The following is a 20,819-nucleotide window of genomic DNA, read 5'->3' as shown; positions in this document are numbered from 1 at the left end:
ATCGAACTCTCCGTCCAAAATATATGGGCCTCGAGCCCGTCCGGTCCTCTCAGTCATTCGCTGATCGGTTCCGTTCGATTCATATGGTTCTGTTTGATAGGAAAAGGAATTTCTCGGGGCCGCCTCTCGGCGGCCTTGCGAAAAACGAATCCAAGTCAGACCATTTCAAATGGTTCGATGTCTGCCCGGATGCGACACATCTGGTGTGTCCATCCTCGCAGTATCCGGTTCTCAAGGTGCACGCCTGCGCCGGTTCCCGGTCCGACCGGGCCGCGCGGCAAGGAGATATATTGCCAGACCGCGAAGCGATGTGGGACGTCAATTCCACTCTTCATAAGTCCTACACAATATATCGCTTTCTATATAAGTAATAGAAAGGCTGGTGCAGAAATACTGCACGTATCAGATGATGACCCTTCGGTTAAGAGATATATAAAGATCGGTCACCTGTAAGTGTCTATCTACCCGCGCTTTTGCTATATAAACCAGCGCCTTAGATAAAAAGAGGGAGCGCCGCGCACAGCGCGACACTCCCCTAGCGATTCAAGAGAATCAATTAGGCCTCGAGAGCCTTCTTGGCGATGGTAGCCAGCTCGTTGAAAGACTCGATGTCCTCGTAAGCCATCTGAGCCAGGACCTTGCGGTCGAGCTCGATACCGGCGACCTTCAGGCCGTGCATGAACTGAGAGTAAGAGATGTCGTTCAGGCGAGCAGCAGCGTTGATACGGGTGATCCAGAGAGAGCGAATCTCGCGCTTCTTATTGCGGCGGTCACGGTACTGATACTGCAGAGAGTGCTGGACCTGCTCTTTAGCATGCTTGTAAGTACGCGAAGCGGCACCGTAGTAACCCTTCGCACGGTGCATAACGGTACGGCGCTTCTTCTTGGCGGCAACAGCGCGCTTAATACGTGCCATGTTCTATCAACTCCTAGACGGTTAAACGAAAAACGGGAACGCTAACTTAGGCGAGACGCGACTTGATGACCTTGCGGTCGGCAGCGGCGATCTCGGTCTCCTGACGGAAGCCACGCTTACGCTTGGTGGACTTCTTGCTCAGGATGTGGCTCTTGAAAGCCTTGGCGCGCATAAGCTTGCCGGTACCAGTCTTGCGGAAACGCTTCTTGGTGCCGCTGTGGGACTTCATCTTAGGCATGAAATACTCCTTAATCGGTTACAGAACACTAGTTACTTAGTATCACTTGCCGCTTTATCCTCATCAAAGGCGCCCTTAATCGGGGCGAGCAGCATAAGCATGTTACGGCCTTCCATCTTAGGCTTGGACTCGACCGTAGCGTAAGGCTTAAGATCCTCGGCGAGACGCTCGAGAACGTTAAGACCCTGCTCCGGGTGAGCCATCTCACGGCCGCGGAACATGATGGTGATCTTAACGCGTGCGCCCTTCTTGAGGAAACGCAGAACGTGGCCCTTCTTGGTCTCGTAGTCGCCAACGTCGATCTTGGGTCGGAACTTCATTTCCTTAACCTCGACCTTGGACTGGTTCTTACGAGCAGCCTTGGCCTTCATGGCCTGCTGGTACTTGAACTTACCGTAGTCCATGACCTTGCAGACCGGCGGCTCCGCGTTGGGAGCGATCTCGACAAGGTCGAGACCCTGATCGTCGGCGACGCGCTGGGCATCGCGGATGGCGAACAGGCCGAGCTGAGAGCCATCGACGCCAATCAAACGGCACGAAGATGCAGTGATCTCGTCGTTGATGCGGGTGTCATCAGACTTAGCTATTTTCCCTACCTCCATTCATAAAAAAATAACCCGGCGCTTTTTTGCAACCAGGTCGTACACATAGACATCCTCGATATGAGGAAGAGAATCTAAGTTGTATGACCAGTCAGCTGCTCATTGGCGCCAAAAGGTGGGAACCCTCGGGTTCCTCTTTAGGGCATTGCGGAAACAACGCCTTGGCGATAATAACACGTACCGCTCGTTATCACATTACGTACACGAAAAAGGGGGCCTCGACCCCCTTGAACGCTCTTTTGCATGTATGGTGCCCGAGGCGAGACTCGAAGGGCCTTCGCTTCGCGAAGCCCCGGGCTTCGGGCGCATGGCGCCCTCGCCACGCTCCGCTACAAACAGGCCACAGGCCTGTTTGCTTAACGCTCCGCGCGCTCACGCGAGTTCGGCACGAAAAAGGGGGCCTTAACCCCCTTGAACGCTCTTTTGCATGTATGGTGCCCGAGGCGAGACTCGAACTCGCACGTTGTTGCCAACGGTGGATTTTGAGTCCACTGCGTCTGCCAATTCCGCCACTCGGGCACGTATTGCGTGAGTTAGTTTATCACAGCTTTCCGTAGATTAGTCCGAAAATGGAACTTCGAGCATTTCGATGAGTTCGACCGTGCGGAGCATCTCGCGCTGGCGGCATCCGCGACCGTCGACCGAGGCCTCGCCCATCTGGTTATCGTAGGGGTCCTCACGCATACCGTCAAAGACGGGTTCAAACTCTGCCTGGAACCGACAGTTTGCCACCATGCGCCATGGATCGAGGTTGCCAAAGTAGTGGCGGCGGCGCCATTCCTCCCCCATCCTGCGTGCCGAGGAGCCAAACGAGACATCGGCGTTAAGCCAACCCGTCTGCGGTGTATAGAACTCCGCCCAGTCATGCGAGCCCACCGAGTCGGGCGCAACGTACAGGCCGCTCTGCCAACGTGCGGGCACGCCGGCGATGCGGCACATGGTGATAAACGTGAGTGCCATAACACCGCAATCACCGCGAAGCGAATGCGCGCAGTCATCGGCGATAGAGCCCAGAAGCAGATACGGTGGCTGGTATCGATAGTCGATATGATGCGTCAAATAATCATAGATAGCCCGAGCGCGGTCGAGCTGATCCTCGAGACCATCGACAACATGTTCGGTCAGCTGCTGCAGATACGGCGTGAACGCAATATGCGGTCGGTCCTCGGAAATATCCTTGGGCAGCGGCGCGTCCATACACGGATGCGCCGGAAGCGCTCCCCCGTAGATATCGCAATAAGCGGCATCAATCAGATAACGATAGGTCACTGAGAACGATCGATCAGCCGAGGAAACCCACGAGGCGGTACGCGCCAAAGCGTTCGCGGGAGCAAGGACCCCCTCCGGCGTCATATCGAGAATCTCGATATGAGACTGCTGGCGGCAGGCTGCGGCAACGGGAAGCCATGCGCGAACGGTCTCCCCCTCCAGAGCACCGGGAACAGACACGGATGCTTTAAGCGTAATGGCACGAGACAGCCCGCCCTGTGATTCCATCTTCTTAAGCATCTGGTTGCGCAGCGCAGTTCCATCCGTAGAATCGGGACGCAGGCCCGGAACCTCCTTGGGATACACACGCAAAGAATCAAGGAAGTTGTCGAGAACGAACAGTTCACCATCGATAAAGCGCCAGTCGATGCGCTTGCGATCGATTAGGTCGTCAAACTGATCCTCGGTAAACTCCGGCCACTCCTCGCGGATCATCGCAATAGCCTGATCGCGCGACACCGAAAAATGAAACGACGTCTCGATCATGCGATACCGCTCGGCACGAACGCAAGCGGCCAACGAGGGATCAGGGCTCTGCTCCAAAAGACGGTCGCAAGCCGCAACAGCCTGCGCCAGGTACCCGGCGTCCTTGAGACGAAGGATCTCAGGTGGCAATCCAATGTCGAGATGCCGGAAATCATCACAACAAACATCAACAGAGCAACCAACGGGGCCCTCGGCAACAACCTTTCCATCGGCAGGCAAAACATTAACGACAGCCATAACCACTCCCACGCAGAACGACAACCCGAGACCATTGTACCGACATAAAAAGAAAGCCCCAACAAGGGAGCCATCAACACCGCTGAACGGTAGTCAAATAAATAATTCAGCCCAGTAACCCCGTAGCGAGTTAACGAAGGAGGCCCCGTTTCCCCGGAGCTGATTCCATCGCGCGACTTCTGGCGAAGCCAGGTGAGCGCGAGGGAAACAGCGTAGGGGAAACGGGGCCTCCGGCGGGAAGTTAAACCGCTACTTACGCCTTGTTGACGGAGCCAAACTCCTCCATGAGCTCCTTGGTGCGGGCAACGATGGCCTCGCGACCAGGCTTCAGGAGCTTGCGGGGGTCATAGCCCTTGCCCTGCTGATCCTTGCCAGCCTCAACGTACTCACGCGTGGCGGCAGCGAAGACAAGCTGCAGGTCGGTGTTGACGTTGATCTTGGAGATGCCCAGGGAGATGGCCTTCTTGATCTGATCCTCGGGGATGCCGGTACCACCGTGCAGAACGAGGGGCAGGTCGCCGGTCTGAGCCTTGATCTCGCTCAGACGCTCGAAGGAAAGACCGGCCCAGTCGGCGGGATACACGCCGTGGATGTTGCCGATGCCGCAGGCGAGGAAGTCGACGCCCAGGTCAGCAATCTGCTTGCACTCAGCGGGGTCAGCGAGCTCGCCGTTGGAGGTCACGCCGTCCTCGGTACCGCCGATGCCGCCGACCTCGGCCTCGATGGACATGCCCTTGGAGTGGGCAAGCTCAACGAGCTCCTTGGTGCGATCGAGGTTAAGCTGGAAGGTTTCCTCGTGAGAGCCGTCATACATGATGGACGTGAAGCCGGCCTCGATGCACTTGAAGCAGTCCTCGTAAGAACCGTGATCGAGGTGAAGGGCGACGGGAACGGTAACACCCGTGGCCTCGACGGCAGCCTTGACCATGTCGGCGCAGACCTTGAAACCGCCCATCCACTTAGCGGCACCAGCGGTGCACTGAAGGATCAGCGGAGACTTGGCCTCCTCGGCGGCCTGGAGAATAGCCAGAGTCCACTCGAGGTTGTTGGTGTTGAAGGCACCGAGAGCATACTTGCCGGCCTCGGCCTTCTTGAGCATGTCTGCTGCGTTGACGAGCATAAAAGAAACCTCCTGTAAGGTTGCTCCGATAACGCATGAGATTTTACCACGGCGTACCCGAGCGTAAACGTTCGTTTGTTCACGAATATCGTCCAAACAGACTTTTTTTGACCGTTTGCCCTACGGAATCGGCCCGTTGGGGAAAATATCTTGACGTTTGGACACTTCTCGTGCTTAAGCAGCTGACTACAAAGCTACATCTGCATGAAAGGGTTCTGCATGAGCTCGCGCGCCATAGTGGTCGAATCACCATGCCCCGTTAAACAAACGGTATCGGCTGGAAGCAGCTGGGCGAGCTTGGAGAGCGAGCGCAGAATCGCCGCCTCGTCTCCACCGGCGAGATCGGTGCGGCCGTGGCTGCCCGGGAACAGGGTGTCGCCAACAAAGGCGATGCTTCCCTGCTCGGTGGCGGCGAACAAGACAATGCCACCCGGTGTGTGACCGGGCGTCTCGATCACCTGCAGGCAGATATCGCCCAATTCAATCGTATCGCCCTCAGCAAGCAATCGCGTCGGCTCGCCCGGATCGGGCGTATCGATGCCCCACATCGCTCGCTGCTCCTCGATATTCTCACGAGATACCAACACGTCCTTCGCACCTAACTCATATAGGAAACCCTTACCGACGGCGGCTCGCGCTCCGGCAACGCCACCTACGTGATCGGCATGGCCATGGGTGCAGACAGCGCCTAGCACGTGCGCGTCAGGATGCTTGGCATAGATATGTTCCACAAGACGCTCACCTTCCCAGGCCGGATCGATAATCAGGCATTCGCCGCTCGAGATTACGGCGTAACTGTTGGTCTGAATGGGGCCGTTTACAAGCGCCTCGATCGAAGCCGTACCCCGAGGGGTTAAGTCCAAAGCTGCAGTGACCATGAGCACGTCCTCCTTCTACAAGCGTCGAGGCATCAAACGATGCCTCGAACGTAGCCAATATCATTACCGTTGTGCGTTCGTCACGCCTATACGCGACGCTTAAGCTGAGCCCCACCCTCGCCAGGCATCAGACGGCGTGCGTCATAGACCGAGTCGACACTGCTGATGGATGCCAGCAGCGGATCCAGACCGCTCGCGTCCGAAATCTCGACCATAAAGCGCAGGGTCGCAATGCCCTCGCGGTTGGTCGAGGTAGCGGCGGAAAGGATATTTCCGCCTGCATCGCCAATGGCGATGGTGACATCCTTGAGCAAGCCCATACGATCCAAGCACTCGACCACGATCTCGACCTGGAAAAGCGTATCGGCAGCACCATCCCACTCCACGTCAATCATGCGCTCGGGGTGTTCCATGAGACCCTTGACGTTGGGGCAGTTGGCACGATGCACCGAGACGCCTCGACCGCGCGTGATAAAGCCCACGATGTCGTCGCCCGTCACCGGATTGCAGCAATGCGCCAGACGAACCAGCAGGCCGCTGTTGCTCTCGCCCTTGACGATAATGCCGTTACTTGCACTCTTGCCACGCTTTTGCGGTTTGCGGTTGGAACCGCGGGCAGGCTGCTTGACGACCTCAGCGATGGCTTCGGCCTTGGTAAGCTGCTCCTCGGGCTTGGGATCCAAGATTTGCTCGACCTTATTGCCCACAGCGCGCGGGGCGACCTTGCCCGCGCCAACGGCTGCGAACAGGTCCTCGAGTTGCTTGAAGTTAAACTGCTCCGCCACGGCATTGAGTGCACGCGTGGATCGCGGCGTAGAGATGCCGTACCCGCGCTTGCGCAGGTCCTTGGCCAGCATATCGCGACCGGCAGCAGCGTCATCGTCTTTGGTCGCAGCGGCGAAGTAACGGCGAATCTTTGACTTGGCCGAAGGCGTCTTGACGATCTTGAGCCAATCGCGCGACGGCTTGGAGCTCTTGTTAGTCAGGATCTCGACACGGTCACCCGTCTTGATTTCGTGCGTGAGCGGAGCCACCGCACCGTTGATTTTGGCGCCGACGCAGTGGTTGCCGACCTCGGTATGAACAGCGTAGGCAAAGTCGAGCGGTGTAGAGCCCGCACGAAGCGCCATGACCTCACCCTTGGGCGTAAAGACAAAAATCTCCTGGTCAAACAGGTCGACCTTCAGTGAGTGCAGATATTCTTTGGCATCGGTGATCTCGTCAGAGGCTGCCCAATCGAGCGAGTGCTTGAGCCAGTTAATCTGATCGTCCAGACGCTGTGCGTCGTTGGTCTTGGAGGCAGACGATCCGCCCGATTTCTTATATAGCCAGTGGGCGGCGATGCCGTACTCGGCCTGCTCGTGCATCTCGTAGGTTCGAATCTGAATCTCGAGCGGACGGGCCGTGGGGCCGATAACCGTCGTATGGAGCGATTGGTAGTTATTGACCTTGGGCATGGCGATATAGTCTTTAAAACGACCGGGCATGGGATGCCACAAAGTATGCACGGCACCAAGCGTGGAATAGCAATCGCGCACCGAATGGGTGATGACGCGCAGCGCCACCAGATCATAAATCTCGGAGAACTCCTTGCCCTTGCGCTTCATCTTTTGATAGATGGACCAATAGTGCTTGGAACGACCGTTGATCTGAAAACCCTCAAGGCCAATGCGGTCGAGCTCATCGGTAAGCGTCTTGATAGTCTCGGCCAGAAAGCGTTCGCGAACCTCGCGTGACTCTGCCACCATGCGGGCGATGCGCTGGTAAGCGTCGGGTTCAAGGTAGAAGAAGGACAGATCCTCGAGTTCCCACTTGATAGAGCTCATGCCCAGGCGGTCGGCCAGGGGCGCGTACACATCCATGGTCTCGCGCGCCTTAAACAGGCGGCGGTCCTCGCGCAGGGCGGCAAGCGTGCGCATATTATGCAGGCGATCGGCGAGTTTGACGATGATGACGCGAATGTCCTTGGACATGGCGAGGAACATCTTGCGCAGCGTAAGCGCCTGCTTTTCGTCCATGTTGTCGACTTCGATGTTGGTGAGCTTGGTCACGCCGTCGACGAGCTCTGCCACGGTTTCGCCAAACAGACCCGAAACATCGGCAAGCGAGGTATCGGTATCCTCGACGGTATCGTGCAGCAATGCAGCGCACACCACATCGCAGTCCATCTTAAGGTCGGCCAAAATGATAGCCACCTCGACGGGATGGTTAATGTACATCTCACCCGAGCGCCGCTTTTGGTTGCAGTGCTTCTCGGCAGCAAAGCAGTAGGCCTGCTCCACCTTGGAGAAGTCATCCTCACTCATATATTTAAGGCACAGGCGCTCCAGCTTGTCGTAGCTGTCCGCCATAATCTCGGGCGGCAGATCATCGGCATGCGTATAGTGCTCCATCTCCGAAAAGGGCTGGAGGGCGGAATCATGGGCGGTACGGGCTGCGGCATCCATCGAGGTCCCCTTCCCTAGGCCCGCGGTACGATCGGGCGGTTAATTTTGGTAAGCATATCAGAAGCGCACGAATCGAGTGCCCAACTCCGGAAAGCCGAGAACTCCATGCGCGAGCGCAAGCCCTCCAAATAGCGGATCGACCTGCTCAACTGCACGCGCCCGGGGTTTTCGGTCATCGCGATGCGACGGGTATCGTCAAACCCCGAAACGTGACAGAAACCGAGCTCTTCGAAGATTCCCAAGCCGCTTGCCACCGAACGCTCATCGACCGGCGTGCGCGCGTCGATTGCAAGGCACATCTGCGCAATATCGATATCGCTTGCGCAGAATGAATCGTCCCCCGTCTTGCCACGATTGGAGCGCCACATGGTCTGCAGCGCCCGATAGAGCGTGACAAGCTCATCGCGCTCGGGCGCGTAACAATCGAGCAGGCGCTCATTAATACGAGCGTCACGAGACGAATAGAGCAGGTGAATCACGGCAGGCTGCCCATCGCGGCCGGCACGGCCACTCATCTGGTTAAACTCAATCGCGCCAAACGGCATGTGGTAGAGCACGACATGGCGGATATCGGGCAGGTTGACGCCCTCACCGAAGGCCGAGGTTGAAACGATGCAGCTCAGGCTGCCATCTCGAAACGCCTCCTCGACGCGTCGGCGATCGGAACGCGCAAGCCCGGCGTTATAGAACGCGATATGGGTCGCGCAGTCGGGCACACGTTTGCGCAACGTCTTGGCAAGCGCCACGGACTGGTCGCGCGAGTTCACGTAGATGACGGTCTTCTCCCCCGTCGCAACGATCGAAACCAGGCGATTTTCACGGCTCGCAAGGTCACGATCGTCCTCGAGTTGTAGGTTCTCGCGAACGGTCTCGTCGACCACCGTGCTGGTAATCGGCAATACGCGAGCAAGCTCTGCCACAACTGGAGCCGTCGCGGTAGCCGTTGCCGCCATGACAACGGGGTCGCCCAGGGCTTTAAGAATATCGGGCATATCGAGGTATGCACTCCGGTCACCACCCTTAGCAAGACCGGCATGGTGCGCCTCATCGATAACAACGAAGCCAATACGTCCAGAACGCGCAAATCGATCGCGGTGGATAGACAAGAACTCGGGCGTCGTGAGAACGATACCGGTGCGACCCGAAGCAAGGCCGGCGAACACGTCATCGCGTACGGCCTCCACGGTCTCGCCAGTCAGCACACCGACACCAATGCCGAGCGCGGCCATCGTCGAGGAAAGGTGATAGGCCTGATCGGCAACGAGCGAACGGAGAGGATAGACAAAAATACTCGCACGCCCGCGAAGAACCGCCTCGCGCGCGGCATGCACGTGGAAAATCAGAGACTTGCCACGCCCCGTCCCCATAACGGCCAAAACGCTCTGATGGTCGGCAAGCGCGTCGAGTGCCTCGACCTGCGCGCGATGCGGCTGGTTCGAGCCGATAAAGCTATGGATAAGCGAGCGCGTGAGCTCGGTATAAGAAAGCTGGGCGAGCGTCTCGCGTTTACGCGACTCCAGGCGCAGACCAGAATCCGCCGGTTGCACGCCGCGGCGAAGCTCACATGCCGGATCGTCGATATTGGGCGCCGCGGTATCGCGCACCAAGACATCTTTGATCATGAGCTTGGGCTTCACGCGTCCCTGCCAATGCTCGGCCACGGCCTCGAACACCAAGTCGACGGCGCTGTCGCAATTGATGAGCCTATCGATCTGCGGCACGCGGAACATGATGGCCGGCACACTCGCGGCACCATCGGTCGCCACAAAGCGCATGTGCTCGCCGGTTTTGCCCACCACGGCGCGATCGCACATCGTCACGCCCTCGGCGGCCAGAAGCGGCACCTTATTGCCCTGGCCAAACGGCTCAAGACGGGAAATTTGCTCGATGGTCTCGATATTTAGCTCGGAGAGATCAACGGTGGCGGCAACCTCGTCAGTGTCCTCAAAGTCCTCGGCGGGAAGCTCCGATAGCACGGCCGAAAGGCGACGGCGGAACTCATCGAGCTTGGATGCCTCGATGGTCACACCCACCGCACCGGCATGCCCGCCGCGACGAATCAGCAGGTCGGAGCAACGCTCGACGGCGTCGAACAGGTTGATCTTGCCCACCGAGCGGCCCGATCCGCGCGCAACGCCATCCTCGATCGAGAAGAGCAGCGCCGGCACGTGATAGCGATTGGTCAAGCGGCTCGCCACGATGCCCTTGACGCCCTCGTGCCAGCCCTCGCCGCCCACGACGATTGCGCGCCCGCCGTCATAAGTCTCCTCGACCTTCGCCATGGCATCGCGCGTAAGCTCGGCCTCGATCTCGCGGCGTTGGCGATTGATTTCCTCGAGCTCGGCGGCAAGCGCGCTCGCTTCGATGGGGTCGCGGGCAAGCAGCAGGTCGAGCGCCAGCTTGGGATCGGCCATGCGGCCGGCAGCATTCAGACGGGGGATGAGCGAAAACGACAGGCCGTCGGCCGTAATGGTAGAAAGATCGGCCTTGGCAAGTGCGGCAAGCGCGATATAGCCGGGACGGGCCGTCACGCGCATCTGCTGGATGCCCTCGGCGACCAGTGCGCGATTCTCGGGCGTAAGCGGCATCATGTCGGACACGGTGCCCAGCGCCGCGACCTCTATCAGCGAACGCCAATACGACGGCTTGCCCAAACGCTCGCCCAGGACCTGCACCAGCTTGAGTGCCACGCCGGCACCGGCAAGCTCGCGCGAGGGACCCTTGTCCTCGAGCTTGGGGTCGGTCAGGGGCACGCCCTGCGGCACCTGGTCGGACGGCTCGTGATGGTCCGTGACCACCAAATCGATCCCCAGGCTCTCCAGATAGGAGGCCTCTTCCTTGGCGGCAATGCCGTTATCGACGGTCACGATCAGCTGGGGGCGAGCGAGCTCGTTAACGCGGTCGAGCGCCGCACGCGACAGGCCGTAGCCCTCGTCAAAACGATGCGGAATAAACGGCGTGACGTTGGCGCCAAACGAACGCAGCGCCTCGGTCAACAGACAAGTCGACGTAATGCCGTCGACGTCAAAATCGCCAAAGACGGCGATGCGCTCGTGGCTGCGAATAGCACGCTCAACGCGGTCGACGACGACCGCCATACCCGGAATAACGAGCGGGTCCGCCCAGTCGCGATCGAGCGAAGGCGTCAGAAAAAGCTGACCTTCCTCGATGGATGTAATGCCGTGCGCAACCATAATGCGCGCCACCAGCCCGGGTATGCCCAGGCCAGCCGAAAGCTCCTTTTCGAGCTCGGGGTTTTGCTGAGCGACCGCCCAGCGATGCGTTGTCTTAAGCGATGACATAGGCGCCCACCCCCGATAGGGGCAGGTCGCCGCGATACCTCTCACGGTTCATAGCGATGAGTCCTCTGTGTATACCCGCTTCGGCAGGCAGATCTGTTGAACGGATTTATTATACCGTGCGGCGCGGACGCACAACGTCCAGCACGCCGTGGTTTCGATAAACGAGGGCGGTAATAGCCTCGAAATAATCGGGCGTTTCAGCCACACAGACGCATGCGAGCGTCTAGCATATCCATTCAAAACGGATTCACGAGCAAAGGGAGTCACAAGCGCATATGAAGCAATGGGTTGGACTGGGTAAGTTCCTCGCGGGGCATATGCAGATCATCGTTCCGATTTGCGTGACGCTTGGCGTGCTCTTTCCCCAGCAGATCGGCGTACTCAAGCCCATCGTCCCCACCCTGTTTGCCTTTATGACGTTCCAAGGTGCCCTCAGCAACACCTTCCATCAGGTAGCCGAAGTATTCCGCCGTCCGCTGCACCTGATTTTGGCGCTGCTGGTCTCGGCGGTGCTTATTCCCATAACAGCCTATGCCATGGGGTCGCTGTTCTTTGGCTCCAACCCCAACCTAGTCTGCGGTATCGTGCTCGAGTACAGCGTACCTGTGGCAGTCACTGCCTTTATGTGGATTAGCATGTTCGGCGGCAACGGCCCGCTCGCGCTCACCATCATCCTGACGTCCTCGGTTATCTCACCCGTTACGATTCCGCTCACGCTTAAGCTCTTGCTGGGCGCCACCGTCTCGATCGACGTGCCGGGCATGATGCAGAACATGGCCTTCATGATCGCTATCCCCGCCCTGCTCGGCATCGTGATTAACGAACTCACGCGCGGATGGGGACACGAGAAGCTCTCCCCCGCGCTCTCGCCCGCCTGCAAGTTCATGATGATGGGTGTTATCGCGTCGAACTCCACCGCCATGAGCGAGTACGTGCTGCACATGAACGCGGTGCGCTTGGAAGTCGCCCTCTTTATTTTGATCTTCGCCATCAGCGGCTTTGTCGTCGGTATTCTGGTCGCCCGCGCACTGCATCTGCCGTATAGCGAAACGACTACCATGTGCTTTACCTGCGGCATGCGCAACATCTCTTCGGGCGCCGTCATCGCCACGCAATACTTTCCGGGCGAAGTCGTATTTCCCGTCATGTGCGGAACGCTGTTTCAGCAGGTACTTGCCTCGCTTATCGGGCATCTCTTTGAGCGTCTAACCGGCGAGGAGCGCGCTGCCCAGCGCAAGCGCGTCGAGGCCGGCCGCGACGCCATGGCACGCTAGGCTGTCCGCATTACGCGGGTGTTAGTCTTGCTATACGAGCGTTTCCAGATGCGCGCGCAGGCGCTCAGCATCGATATCGAGCGTCGTCTCGGCATTGACCTGGGCCAAACGATAGCCGACAAAGTAGGGCGAAACCACCCAACGCGGCAGCGCCTTGGCAATGGTCCGACCGCCCAGGTGATAGAAGAACAAGTTGTACGACTCTGCACGGCCACCGTGGTGCTCGTTTAGGATATAACGCAGAGCTACCTGGATCGCATCGGCGAAGAGATCCGCCTCGGCTTGGTCCCGCGTGTCATCGCTGGCGGCGATTCCCCGCGGAGCTGAAACGTTGACCTCAAAGAACCCCATAATCGGTTCGGTTGAGATGTTGACCGCAATTCTCCCCTGTTGCCAGACATTGATGCCTTCGAAATTGGCGGAAGTCAGCGAAGCATAGCCATCTTCCTGCTCCAAACCCACAATCTGCATATGCGGATGAACGAGACTACCGCCCGAGAGCGGACCCTTGTTCTTGTACATGAGCACGCTTCGATACTGCCGTGAATCGATCATCTGCTGCCAGCAACCCAGGGCAAACCGCATCACATGATGCAGCTCGTCCGGCGCATAGGTCACCAGGTCTGCGTCATGGTCGGCCGACTCGATCAGCACGGTTTGACGGGTGGCGCGCAGGGTCTTGAACTTATTCTCGAGCCAGATACAGTCACCGTCGCGCCGGATGATATTGGCGAGTTCCTCGGTATCGCAAAAGGGGCACGCGGTGCCAGGGCGCCGGTTGTCGTCGGGCTTCCCGCTCGCCTGCTGAACGTCAAATACCAGGGGCACGGGTTATACCTCCAGCGGCACGATCTTGGTGCCATGGAGCTCGGAGACGCCCAGTGCCGCAGCCACGGTATCGCGGTTGACCGCGGAAATGCCGCCGCCGGGAAGGATGGTCAGGCGATCGTCCGCGTAGTCGATAAGGTGGGACAGATGCTCCAGGTTTTCCTCAATCGGCGTGCCGGCGGCACCGCCATGCGTCAGGATGCGCGTTATGCCGCAGTCGGCGAGCGTGTCAATCGCGTCGAGCTGAGCCTCGGGCGAGAGCTGGTCAAACGCCATGTGAAAGGTAATGTCGATGGGCTCGCGCTTGCACTCCTCGGTCGCGCAGCCCGCAGCCATCACGAGGGCGCCCAACGCAAGTTCATCGAGTGCCCATCCGCCGGCACAAGGCTTGCAGCAGCCAAAGACCAAGCCATCGACGCCGGCACTTACGGCAAGGCCCAAGTCCATCTCCATCATGCGCAGCTCGTCCTGGTTGTAGTGAAAGTCGCCGCCACGCGGACGGATCATGCACATCACCCGTGCATCGTGCTCGCGAGCATAGCTGGTCGTAGCGCTGATAACGCCGGCCGAGGGCGTGGTGCCTCCAACCGCAAGGTTGTCGCACAGCTCAATGCGTCCCGCACCGGCCGCAATGGCCGCCGGCACCCGCTCAAAGTTCTCGGCACAAAACTCGTACAGCATAGATGGACCCCCAGATGACACTTCTATTTCCACACGGCATTGTCGCACTTTAAATACCAAGCCAACGGATCATTTCAAAAGGGGCGCTAACCGAGTTGGTCAGCGCCCCTATTACTGGATGGATTAACCACCAAGATAAGCTTTACGGACGTTGTCGTCGTGCAGCAGCTCTTGGCCGGTGCCGGTCATGGTGATCTTGCCGGTCTCGAGCACGTAGCCGCGTGTGGCGATGGAAAGCGCCATCTGCGCGTTCTGCTCGACCAGGAGCACCGTGGTGCCGGCCTTGTGCAAATCCTCGACAATCTGGAAGATCTGCTCGATCAGGATCGGCGCCAGACCCATGGAGGGTTCGTCGAGCATGAGCAGCTTGGGGTTACTCATAAGGGCACGACCCATAACGAGCATCTGCTGCTCGCCGCCCGAAAGGGTGCCGGCCACCTGGCGACGGCGTTCCTTCAGGCGCGGGAACTGCTCGTAAACACGTTCGAGGCCCGGGGCAACCGTGGACTTGGGCTGTGTATAGGCACCCATCTCCAGGTTCTCCTCGACCGTCATCTGCAAAAAGGCACGACGCCCCTCGGGTACCTGAGACAGGCCCTTGCCAACCAGCTTGTCGGCGGGCGTATGGATAATGTCCTCGCCCATAAACTTGATGGAGCCGGTCTTGGAGCGCAGCAGGCCCGAGACAGTCTTGAGCGTCGTGGACTTGCCGGCGCCGTTCGCGCCAATCAGGGCAACGATCTCGCCCTCGTTAACGTTAAAGGAGATGTCCTTAATGGCGTGGATGGCGCCGTACCAGACGTTGATGTTGTAGACGGAAAGCATCGGCTCTGCCATTTAGTTCTCCCCCTTATCCTGCTTGCCCAGATAAGCCTCAATAACGGCTTCGTTGTTCTGGATTTCCTCGGCCGTGCCCTTGGCGATGACCTTGCCAAAGTTAAGCACGCAGATACCCTCGCAAATATTCATAACGAGCGACATGTCGTGCTCGATGAGCATGATGGCAATGCCAAAGGTGTCGCGAATCTTGACGATGTTCGCCATGAGCTCCGCAGTCTCGGACGGGTTCATGCCGGCGGCAGGCTCGTCGAGCAGTAGTAGCTTGGGATTGGTGGCAAGCGCGCGGACGATCTCCAAACGACGCTGAGCGCCGTAAGGTAGCGAGCCGGCCTGCTCGTTTGCCAGATGTTCCATATCAAAGATGGACAGAAGCTCCATGGCGCGCTCATGGGCGGCCTTCTCGTGCTTCCAATACGTCGGCAGGCGCAGCACGCCCTCAAAGCCGGAGTAGCGCTCCTGGTTGTGCAGGCCGACCTTTACGTTGTCCTCCACCGTCATGGTGTTGAACAGGCGGATGTTTTGGAAGGTACGAGCGATACCCATGCGGTTGACCTGGTAGACGGACTTGCCCGAGGTGTCCTCACCGTCGAGCAGGATGGTGCCGTGCGTGGGCTGGTACACCTTGGTGAGCAGGTTGAAGACCGTGGTCTTGCCGGCTCCGTTGGGGCCGATGAGACCGGCGATCTCGGTCTTACCGATGGTCAGGCTAAAGTCGTCGACCGCCTTGAGGCCGCCGAACTCAATGCCCAGGTGGATGCACTCGAGCGCCGGGCGCTCGCCCAGGTCGCGGTCAGGAACGATGGCGCCAGAAGGATACGGGACCATCTTGCCCTTGTTGAACTCAAACTTACTGGGCATCGGTTGCCACCTCCTTCTTGGAAGCAAAGCGGTCCTTAATGCGCGCGAAGAACGCCTTGAGCTGCGGGTTGTTAGTAAAGACCATGACCAGAATCAACACGATGGCGTAGATGAGCATGCGGTAGTCCGAGAACTGACGGAGCAGCTCGGGGAGCACCGTGAGCAGCGCCGCCGCGATGACGGAACCGCGCATGTTGCCCAGACCGCCCAGGACCACGAACACCAGAATGAGAATCGACGTGTTGAAGTCGAACTTAGTGGCGGAGAGCTGCGAGAAGTTACCGCCGAAGAGGGCTCCGGCAGCACCGGCGAGAGCGGCGGAAACCACGAAGGCGATCATGCGGTACTGGGTGACGGAGATACCCACGGACTCGGCAGCGATCTTGTTATCGCGCACGGCCATGATGGCACGACCGGTGCGGCTGCGGACCAAGTTGAGCACAATCACGAGCGCAACCATAACCAGGATGGCGCCAGCAAGGAACGTCGAGTAGGTCGAAACACCAGATGCGCCCTGGGCACCCTTGATGATAGCGGTGCCGTCTTCGAGCAGGTGTAGGTCGTCGATCGTGGAATTGCCCGTGATGTTAAAGATCACGTGCAGGCCGCGGGAATCGACGCCCACAATGAGGCAGGTAACGATCTCTTTGATAATCTCGCCAAAGGCCAAGGTTACGATGGCCAGGTAGTCACCGCTCAGGCGAAGAACCGGAATACCGATCAGGAAGCCCAGAATGGCAGCGGCGATAGCGCCGACCACAATGCTGATGATCAGGCGCACCGGGTCAGACGGAATGGCGCTCTCCAGCGCGACGGCGGTGACGATTCCCGTATAGGCGCCGACGCTCATAAAACCCGCGTGGCCCAGCGACAAGTCGCCCGCGATGCCGACGACGAGGTTGAGCGAGATGGCCATGACGATATAGGCCGTGATGGGAACCAGCTGACCGACAATCATGCGCGGAATCATGTGGTTAGACTGCATAAAGAACACGATGGCGAACGCCACAACGCACATGGCGTACGTGACAAAGTCGTGACGCGTCTGCTTGTCTGTAAGAAACTTCATAACGCTCACCTACACCTTCTCGGGTACGTACTTGCCCAAGAGGCCGGCAGGCTTGACGAGCAGGACGATGATCAAAACGCCAAAGACGATGGAGTTGGCAAGGCTCGTGGAAATGTAAGCCTGCGCCATCGCCTCGATGATGCCGATGAGAATGCCGCCGACAAAGGCACCGGGGATGGAGCCGATGCCGCCGAAAACGGCAGCGTCGAAGGCCTTGATGCCAGGCATGGCGCCCGTGGTGGGCTGCAGAACCGGCGAGTAGGAGCACAGGAGCACACCGGCGATGGCGGCAAGGGCGGAGCCGATGGCGAACGTCATCGAGATGGTGCGGTTGACGTTGATGCCCATGAGCTGAGCGGCGGCCTTGTCCTCGGACACGGCGCGCATGGCCTTGCCCATCTTGGTCTTACCTGTAAAGATCATCAGACCGGCCATGATAACCAGGCAGGCGACGATGGTGACGAGCGAGACGGCACTTACGTTGAACTTGGCCAAGAACTCCGGCACCGGGAAGGTGACGAGCGAAGTGAAGTTCTTGGGCGTGGCGCCCCACAGAAGCTGCGCGGCATTCTGCAGGAAGTAGGACACACCGATGGCCGTGATCAGAACGGCCAGCGGGCCTGCTTGGCGCAGCGGCCTATAGGCCAGACCCTCAATGAGAACACCGAGAACCGTGCAGACCACACAAGAGAGAACTACAGATGCCCAGCCCGGGAGGCCGAGATACGACGTGGCGCAGAACGAGACATAGGCACCGACCATGATGACATCGCCGTGAGCGAAGTTGAGCATCTTAGCGATACCGTAGACCATGGTGTAGCCCAACGCGATGATGGCGTAGACGCTGCCCATGGACAGGCCGTTGACCAGGTATTGGATAAAGACCGTCATGTTCCACATCCCCCTTTCGAATAGGTTTCCAGTTGATGTATGAAACAGGGACGTTACGTTGTCCCCAGATACCAAGCAAGCAGGGAAGGCGAAAACCTCCCCTGCTTGGGATCAAAACCGCTCTATGTAAGGCGGCCTATTAGGCCAGTACGTACTTGCCGTCGGTGATGACATACGCCGTAGGATCCTTCTGGACCTGGCCCTTGTCGTTCCAGGAGAGCTTGCCGGTCAGACCGTCAACGGTAATCTTGAGCATAGCCTTGGGCAGCTTCTCGGCGACCTCGGTCGGGTCGGCGTCGACACCAAGACCGGCCTCCTTGAGGGCCTCGGCCACCGCGTGCACGCCGTCGTAGGCATCGGCGGCAAACTGGTCGGGGGTATCGCCGTACTTATCCTTGTAAGCGTTGACGAAGTCGGCGTTCTTCTCGTCGTCGGCGGAGAACGGGGTCATGAGCAGCAGGCCCTCGGCAAGAGAGGTGTCGAAGCCCTCGACGCCCAGGATGCCGTCCATGCCGTCGCAGCCCATCATCTTGACGTCGTAGCCCATGTCCTTGGCGTTCTTGAGCAGGACGGACGCCGGCGTGTAGTAGATCGGCGCAAAGATCATGGTGGCGCCGGCCTGCTTGGCCTTGGTCAGCTGGTTGGTAAAGCTCGTAGCGGAGTCGTCCTTAAAGGTCTCCTCGTCAACAATCTCGAGCTTAGACTCAGCGGCCTGAGCCTTAAAGGAATCTGCAATGCCCGAAGAATAAGCGTCGCCGGAGTTATAGAACAGCACGAACTTCTCGTCCGCATACTTCTCTGCCAGGAACTTGGCAGCGTTGACGCCCTGGTTGGGGTCGGTAAAGCAAACCTGGAAGACGCAATCCTTTCCGTCGGTGACGTCCTCGGAGGACGCGGACGGGGTGATCATGAATGTCTTGGGGTCGTTGCTGCACTCTGCGGCAACGGCAACCGACGCACCCGTGGTGGTCGGGCCGACGAGGGCCTGCATGCCCCAGTCGAGCAGGTTATTAAAGGCGTTGACGGCCTTCTCGCCGTCGGCCTGGTCGTCCTCGGCCTTGCTGGCAAGCGGCAGCTCCTTGGTGGAGAAGTCCTTGCAGCCAAGCTCGACGCCCTGGGTAACGGACTTGCCGTAAGACGCGGCGGCACCGGTCAGCGGGCCAATGGTGCCGATCTTAAACGAAGCGTCGCTCGAAGCGGAACCGCTGTCGCCGCCGTTGGAGGAGCAGCCAGCTAGAATGGACATCGCCCCCAGACCTGCTGCGCTCGCGATAACGCTCCTGCGATTCATAACAGGGTTCAATGACTTACCGGTGAGGCTCGACATGCGGCTCTCCTCTCAAATCTCGTCGGGTTTCGGTTACCCGACAGGCCATCCTCCGCCGTCTTCGGCGTTCGCAAAATAGTAGACGCTTTAGTTGAGAAAAGTGGCGATTATTTCAACTTTTCTTTTGCCTTGTCCATTTATCCATAATTATGCGTATTTCTTTCGGTTTATACAGTTTAGCGACTTTATTGTGTGAAAGAAATGTTTCCGTTCTGTTACAAGCTTTCCTGCCCTGAATAACATGGCCCCACCGGTCTCGTTATATGCACTTAGGCGGCGATGTACTTGCCGTCCTGAATCACATAGGCCGTAGCGGGCTTCTCGACTTGGCCCTCGTCGTTCCACGTGAGCTCGCCTGTCAGGCCCTCAATCTTGATCTTGCGCATAGCCTTGGCAAGGTCGCCGGCAATGTCGGCGCCGTCGACCGTAATGTCGATGTCCGCCTCATCGATTGCCTCGACAATCGCGTGGATGCAGTCATAAGCATCGGCGGCAAACTGGTTGGGCGTCTCGTTGTAGGCGTCCTTATATGCCTTGACGAAGTCGGCGTTCTTCTCATCGTCGGCAGAGAACGGGGTCATGAGCAGCACGCCCTCGGCAAGAGAGGTGTCGAAGCCCTCAACGGAGAGCAGGCCGTCCATGCCGTCGGTGCCCATGAGGGTCATTTCGTAGCCCATGTCCTTGGCGTTCTTGAGCAGGACGGACGCCGGCGTGTAATAGATCGGGGCAAAGATAAGCGTGGCGCCGGCCTCCTTGGCCTTGGTGAGCTGGTTGGTAAAGCTCGTGGAAGAGTCGTCCTTAAAGGTCTCGGTATCGACGATATCGAGCTTGGACGCCTTGGCCTGCTCGGCAAAAGCGTCGGCAACGCCCGAGCTATACGTATCGCCGGAGTTGTAGAACAGGGCGATCTTGGCGTCTGCATACTTCTCGGCCAGGAACTTCGCGGCGCTGGCGCCCATGGTGGGATCGGTGAAGCAAACCTGAAAGACCGTGGTCTTATCCTTGGTGACGTCGAGCGACGAGGCCGAAGGCGTGACCATGAGCATATCGTCGGCGATCTCGCCCGAGACGGCGACGGCGGCACCAGTCGTGACGGGGCCGACGAGCGCCTGCATGCCCCAGTCGCACAAGGTATTGAAGGCGTTGATGGCCTTCTCGCCGTCGGCAACGTCATCTTCGGACTTAAGCGAGAGTTTGAGTTCCTTGGTCGAGAAATCCTTGGCGGCGAGCTTGGCACCTTTCTCGGCCGAAACGCCATAGGTTGCCGCGGCGCCGGTCAGAGGGCCGATGACACCGATCTTGAAGGTCTTACCGCCATCGGCGGAGCCGCCGTCCGAGCCACCCGACGAGCAACCAGCGAGTGCGGCAGCGCTGCCGAGCGCCGCGGCGCCGGCGAGAAAGTTCCTACGGCTGAGCGTGCTGTTGATGTTGAACATGGTGTCCCCCTTTTTTTCGCTGGCCGCGGTGCGGCCGTCTTGCGGTACGGGGCAAACCTTATGGCGCAAACGTTGACAGTTTGTTACGGAAGTTCGTTTGTAGCGAGCATGTTTCCAATG

The 20,819-nt window shown here is 58.8% G+C and carries 18 protein-coding genes and 1 tRNA gene; 2 read left to right on the top strand and 17 right to left on the bottom strand.

All coding sequences use genetic code 11. The features are described 5' to 3' along the window. Positions 1–371, top strand: a 371-nt coding sequence (locus ACTQ40_RS06275) for a hypothetical protein (protein WP_441563623.1), incomplete at its 5' end; no start/stop codon positions are given. 185 nt (positions 372–556) lie between these two features. Here ACTQ40_RS06275 and rplT read toward each other — a convergent pair. The 9 genes from rplT to recJ all read right to left on the bottom strand — a co-directional run bounded on the left by rplT (position 557) and on the right by recJ (position 11,495). After that, positions 557–916 (bottom strand): 50S ribosomal protein L20, encoded by a 360-nt coding sequence (rplT, locus tag ACTQ40_RS06270; protein ID WP_006234421.1) that lies wholly within the window; start codon positions 914–916, stop codon positions 557–559. A gap of 46 nt (positions 917–962) precedes the next feature. Next, a complete protein-coding gene (gene rpmI / locus ACTQ40_RS06265) occupies positions 963–1,154 on the bottom strand; it encodes a 50S ribosomal protein L35 (RefSeq protein ID WP_006234422.1) in 192 nt (63 codons plus the stop codon). Between the two features lie 32 nt (positions 1,155–1,186). Next, positions 1,187–1,756, bottom strand: coding sequence for a translation initiation factor IF-3 (gene infC / locus ACTQ40_RS06260; protein ID WP_006234423.1), 570 nt, complete (start codon positions 1,754–1,756; stop codon positions 1,187–1,189). Positions 1,757–2,188: 432 nt separating this feature from the next. Next, positions 2,189–2,275, bottom strand: a tRNA-Leu gene (locus ACTQ40_RS06255). 39 nt (positions 2,276–2,314) lie between these two features. Continuing rightward, complete coding sequence (locus ACTQ40_RS06250; protein WP_441563622.1) at positions 2,315–3,748, bottom strand: transglutaminase-like domain-containing protein; 1,434 nt, start codon at positions 3,746–3,748, stop codon at positions 2,315–2,317. A gap of 253 nt (positions 3,749–4,001) precedes the next feature. Beyond that, positions 4,002–4,868: a class II fructose-1,6-bisphosphate aldolase gene (fba, locus tag ACTQ40_RS06245; protein WP_154517212.1), complete on the bottom strand. Its 867-nt coding sequence runs from the start codon at positions 4,866–4,868 to the stop codon at positions 4,002–4,004. A gap of 194 nt (positions 4,869–5,062) precedes the next feature. Beyond that, the gene (locus tag ACTQ40_RS06240) at positions 5,063–5,746 is read right to left on the bottom strand and encodes an MBL fold metallo-hydrolase (RefSeq protein WP_441017253.1); all 684 of its coding nucleotides are present in this window, start codon (positions 5,744–5,746) and stop codon (positions 5,063–5,065) included. An 86-nt stretch (positions 5,747–5,832) separates the two neighbouring features. Next, positions 5,833–8,193 carry a RelA/SpoT family protein gene (locus tag ACTQ40_RS06235; RefSeq protein ID WP_154517206.1) on the bottom strand — a complete coding sequence of 787 codons (2,361 nt, stop codon included), beginning with the start codon at positions 8,191–8,193 and terminating at the stop codon, positions 5,833–5,835. A gap of 14 nt (positions 8,194–8,207) precedes the next feature. After that, complete coding sequence (gene recJ / locus ACTQ40_RS06230) at positions 8,208–11,495, bottom strand: single-stranded-DNA-specific exonuclease RecJ (protein ID WP_427796207.1); 3,288 nt, start codon at positions 11,493–11,495, stop codon at positions 8,208–8,210. A 275-nt stretch (positions 11,496–11,770) separates the two neighbouring features. Here recJ and ACTQ40_RS06225 point away from each other — a divergent pair, with 275 nt between their 5' ends. After that, positions 11,771–12,769 (top strand): bile acid:sodium symporter family protein, encoded by a 999-nt coding sequence (locus tag ACTQ40_RS06225; RefSeq protein ID WP_427794445.1) that lies wholly within the window; start codon positions 11,771–11,773, stop codon positions 12,767–12,769. 30 nt (positions 12,770–12,799) lie between these two features. Here ACTQ40_RS06225 and ACTQ40_RS06220 read toward each other — a convergent pair whose 3' ends face one another. The 8 genes from ACTQ40_RS06220 to ACTQ40_RS06185 all read right to left on the bottom strand — a co-directional run bounded on the left by ACTQ40_RS06220 (position 12,800) and on the right by ACTQ40_RS06185 (position 20,699). Next, positions 12,800–13,597, bottom strand: coding sequence for a DUF4931 domain-containing protein (locus tag ACTQ40_RS06220; protein WP_427796206.1), 798 nt, complete (start codon positions 13,595–13,597; stop codon positions 12,800–12,802). A gap of 3 nt (positions 13,598–13,600) precedes the next feature. After that, complete coding sequence (locus ACTQ40_RS06215; RefSeq protein ID WP_441563621.1) at positions 13,601–14,278, bottom strand: copper homeostasis protein CutC; 678 nt, start codon at positions 14,276–14,278, stop codon at positions 13,601–13,603. A 123-nt stretch (positions 14,279–14,401) separates the two neighbouring features. Then, complete coding sequence (locus tag ACTQ40_RS06210) at positions 14,402–15,115, bottom strand: ABC transporter ATP-binding protein (protein ID WP_229770701.1); 714 nt, start codon at positions 15,113–15,115, stop codon at positions 14,402–14,404. Then, positions 15,116–15,976: an ABC transporter ATP-binding protein gene (locus ACTQ40_RS06205; RefSeq protein ID WP_427719717.1), complete on the bottom strand. Its 861-nt coding sequence runs from the start codon at positions 15,974–15,976 to the stop codon at positions 15,116–15,118. After that, a complete protein-coding gene (locus ACTQ40_RS06200; RefSeq protein WP_441064165.1) occupies positions 15,966–17,045 on the bottom strand; it encodes a branched-chain amino acid ABC transporter permease in 1,080 nt (359 codons plus the stop codon). The genes ACTQ40_RS06205 and ACTQ40_RS06200 overlap by 11 nt, the downstream gene beginning before the upstream one ends. A gap of 9 nt (positions 17,046–17,054) precedes the next feature. Further along, on the bottom strand, positions 17,055–17,936 hold the full coding sequence (locus ACTQ40_RS06195) for a branched-chain amino acid ABC transporter permease (protein ID WP_154517188.1): 882 nt from the start codon (positions 17,934–17,936) through the stop codon (positions 17,055–17,057). Between the two features lie 139 nt (positions 17,937–18,075). Beyond that, on the bottom strand, positions 18,076–19,263 hold the full coding sequence (locus ACTQ40_RS06190; protein ID WP_427719715.1) for an ABC transporter substrate-binding protein: 1,188 nt from the start codon (positions 19,261–19,263) through the stop codon (positions 18,076–18,078). 269 nt (positions 19,264–19,532) lie between these two features. Then, complete coding sequence (locus ACTQ40_RS06185) at positions 19,533–20,699, bottom strand: ABC transporter substrate-binding protein (RefSeq protein WP_441563620.1); 1,167 nt, start codon at positions 20,697–20,699, stop codon at positions 19,533–19,535. Between the last annotated feature and the right edge of the window lie 120 nt (positions 20,700–20,819).

The sequence above is a fragment of the Collinsella sp. Sow4_D11 genome (assembly GCF_052116465.1).
Classification (GTDB): Bacteria; Actinomycetota; Coriobacteriia; order Coriobacteriales; family Coriobacteriaceae; genus Collinsella.
This window is presented reverse-complemented; position numbering and strand designations above follow the sequence as displayed.